We start from the raw sequence: 3,663 nt of genomic DNA on the forward strand, positions 1-3,663 counted from the left end.
TCGTCGCCGACGACGAGGCGGCCGGGCAGCTGCGCCGCCGCGGACTGCCGGTGATGCCCCCGCACTCCGCCATCGCCGCACTCCAGCAGGCGCTGGACCGGAACGACACCGCCGTCGCCGTCGCCGACGTCGACTGGGGCCGGTTCGCCCCCGCCTTCACCGCGGCCCGCCCCCGTCCGCTCATCGCCGACCTGCCCGAGGTCCGCGCCGCCCTCGCGGCCGACCCGGCGCAGGGCGCGGACGACGGCGCGGCCGAGGCACCGGCGGAGTCCCTGCGGCGGCGGCTCGCGGGGCTCACCGGGCCCGAGGCCGACAAGGTCCTGCTCGACCTGGTCCGCACGGAGGTCGCCGCCGTCCTCGGACACGACGACACCACGGCCGTCGAGGCGGGCCGGGCCTTCAAGGAGCTGGGCTTCGACTCCCTGACCGCCGTGGAACTGCGCAACCGGCTGACCGCCGCCACCGGGCTGAAGCTCACCGCCACCCTGGTCTTCGACCACCCGACGCCCAGGGCGCTCGCCGATGTGCTGCGCGCCGACCTCCTCGGCGAGGACACCACGCCCGAACTCCCCGTCCTCGCCGAAATCGACAAGCTGGAATTCGCCCTCTCCGGCGTCTCCGGCGACGCGGCCGAACGCGAGCGGGTCACCGCCCGGCTCGAAGCGCTGCTGCGGACCTGGAACGAGACCGAGCACGCGGCGGCGGCAGACGGCGCCGACGACGACGAACTCGACCTCGACTCCGCCTCCGCCGAAGACATCTTCGACATCATCAACAACGAATTCGGAAGGTCCTGACGTGATGACCGCCCACAATTCAACTGACCTCAGGAGGTGACGTTTCCGTGGCTAGCGCGAACGAAGAAAAGCTCCTCGACAATCTGAAGTGGATGACCACTGAGCTGCGCCGGGCCCGTCGCCGCCTGACCGAGGTGGAGGCGGACGCGCAGGAACCCATCGCGATCACCGCGATGAGCTGCCGTTTCCCCGGCGGCATCAGCTCGCCCGAGGATCTGTGGCAGCTGGTCGCGGAGGGCGGTGACGCCATTTCCGGATTCCCCGCCGACCGCGGCTGGGACATCGAGGGACTGGCCGATCCGGACCCCGACCGCAAGGGCACCTTTTACAACAGCGGCGGCGGATTCCTCGACGGCGCCGCCGAATTCGACCCCGCGTTCTTCGGCATTTCGCCGCGCGAGGCGCTGGCGATGGACCCGCAGCAGCGGCTGCTGCTGGAAACCTCCTGGGAGGTTTTCGAACGCGCCGGAATCGACCCCACCTCCGTCAAGGGCAGCCGCACCGGCGTGTATGTGGGCGCCTCGGCCATGGGATACGGCTCCGACACCCAGGGCGCCCCGGAGGAACTGGAGGGGCTGCTGCTCACCGGCGGCGCCACCAGCGTGCTGTCCGGCCGGATCGCCTACACCTTCGGGCTCGAGGGCCCGGCCGCCACGATCGACACCGCCTGCTCCTCCTCGCTGGTCGCCCTGCACTGGGCGGCCCAGGCGCTGCGGCAGCGCGAATGCTCCCTCGCCCTCGTCGGCGGCGTCACCGTGATGCCCAACCCCGACGTCTTCGTGGAGTTCAGCCGTCAGCGCGGCCTCGCCCCCGACGGCCGCTGCAAGTCCTTCGCCGCGTCGGCGGACGGCACCGGCTGGTCCGAGGGCGTCGGCGTACTGCTGGTGGAACGGCTGTCGGACGCCCGCAGGAACGGCCATCCGGTGCTGGCCGTGGTGCGCGGCTCGGCCGTCAACCAGGACGGCGCGTCCAACGGTCTGACCGCGCCGAACGGCCCGTCCCAGCGGCGCGTCATCCGCCAGGCCCTGGAGAACGCCCGGCTCTCCGCCGCCGAGATCGACGTGGTCGAGGCACACGGCACGGGCACCACACTGGGCGACCCGATTGAGGCGCAGGCGCTGCTGGCCACCTACGGCCAGGAGCGGCCCGAGGGCCGACCGCTGTGGCTGGGCTCGCTCAAGTCCAACCTGGGCCACGCCCAGGCGGCGGCGGGTGTCGCGGGCGTCATCAAGATGGTCATGGCGATGCGGCACGGAGTGCTTCCGAAGACCCTCCACATCGACCAGCCGTCCCCGAACGTCGACTGGTCGGCGGGCGAGGTGGCGCTGCTGACCGAGGCCCGCCCCTGGGACGACACCGGCAGGCCGCGCCGGGCCGGTGTCTCCGCCTTCGGCGTGAGCGGCACCAACGCCCACACCATCCTGGAGCAGGCCCCCGAGCCGGAGGAGCCGCCGGCCACGGACGAGGACACCGGCCCCGCCGCCGCGGTCACCGCCGCCGTGCTGCCGTGGCCCATGTCCGCCAGGAACACGGCGGCGCTGCGCGACAACGCCCGGCGCCTCACCGCCCACCTGGATCGCGAACCCGCCCTCGGCACCGCCGACATCGGCTACTCGCTGGCCACCGGCCGGGCGGCCCTGGAACGCCGCGCGGTCATCGTGGGCGAGGACCGCGCCGGGCTGGCCGCGGGCCTGGCGGCGCTGGCGCGGGGGGAGTCCGCGCCGGGGCTGATCGAGGGCACGGTCACGGAGGGCGAGACGGCGTTCCTGTTCACGGGGCAGGGGAGCCAGCGGTTGGGGATGGGGCGTGAGCTGTATGACGCCTATCCGGTGTTCGCGGAGGCGTTGGACGCGGTGTGTGCGGAGTTGGATCCGCGTCTCGAACGGCCGTTGAAGGATGTGCTGTTCGGGGATGACGCGTCGGTGCTGGACCGGACCGGGTTTACCCAGCCCGCGTTGTTCGCGGTGGAGGTGGCGCTGTTCCGGCTGGTGGAGGCGTGGGGGCTGCGGCCGGATTTCCTGTGCGGGCATTCGATTGGTGAGCTGGCCGCGGCGCATGTGGCGGGTGTGTTGTCGCTGGCGGACGCGTGCGCGTTGGTGGCGGCGCGTGGCCGTCTGATGCAGGAACTGCCCGCCGGTGGCGCGATGATTGCCGTGCAGGCGTCGGAGGACGAGGTCACGCCGCTGCTGACCGAGGGCGTGAGCATCGCCGCGGTCAACGGGCCCGCGTCGGTGGTCATCGCGGGGGATGAGGACGCGGCGGTTCAGATCGCGGCGGGCTTTGAGGCGCAGGGTCGTAAGACCAAGCGGCTGACGGTGAGCCATGCGTTCCATTCGCCGCGTATGGACGGGATGCTGGAGGCGTTCCGTGAGGTGGCGCAGGGGCTGTCGTATGAGGCTCCGAAGATCCCGATCGTGTCGAATCTGACCGGTGGCGTGGTGTCCGCCGAGGAGGTCGCGTCGGCCGATTTCTGGGTGCGGCATGTGCGGGAGGGCGTGCGGTTCCTCGATGGTGTGCGCACGCTTGAGGCCCGGGGTGTCACCACGTTTGTGGAGCTGGGGCCGGACGGTGTGCTGACGGCGATGGCGCAGGAGTGTGTGACCGACGCCGCGTCCGACGCCGGGTTCGTCGCCGTGCTGCGCAGGGATCGTTCCGAGGTCGAGGCGCTGACCACGGCCGTCGCGCGGGCGCATGTGCGTGGGGTGGCGGTGGACTGGGCCGGGTTCTTCGCCGGGACGGGTGCCCGTCGTGTGGATCTGCCGACGTATGCCTTCCAGCATGAGCGGTTCTGGTTGGAGCCGGGTGCGGTGTCGGTGGGTGATGTGGCGTCGGTGGGGCTGGAGTCCGTGGGGCATCCGTTGCTGGG

Annotated in this window: 2 protein-coding genes; both read left to right on the plus strand. The window is 72.0% G+C overall.

The features are described from left to right. A partial coding sequence (locus AXW62_RS08765) for a phosphopantetheine-binding protein (RefSeq protein ID WP_252368549.1) occupies nt 1-797 on the plus strand: 797 nt, incomplete at its 5' end. A 47-nt stretch (nt 798-844) separates the two neighbouring features. Further along, nucleotides 845-3,663 (plus strand): type I polyketide synthase (locus tag AXW62_RS08770; RefSeq protein ID WP_159060839.1); only part of this gene is annotated, 2,819 nt, incomplete at its 3' end.

The sequence above is a fragment of the Streptomyces hygroscopicus subsp. hygroscopicus genome (assembly GCF_001553455.1).
GTDB lineage: Bacteria > Actinomycetota > Actinomycetes > Streptomycetales > Streptomycetaceae > Streptomyces > Streptomyces hygroscopicus.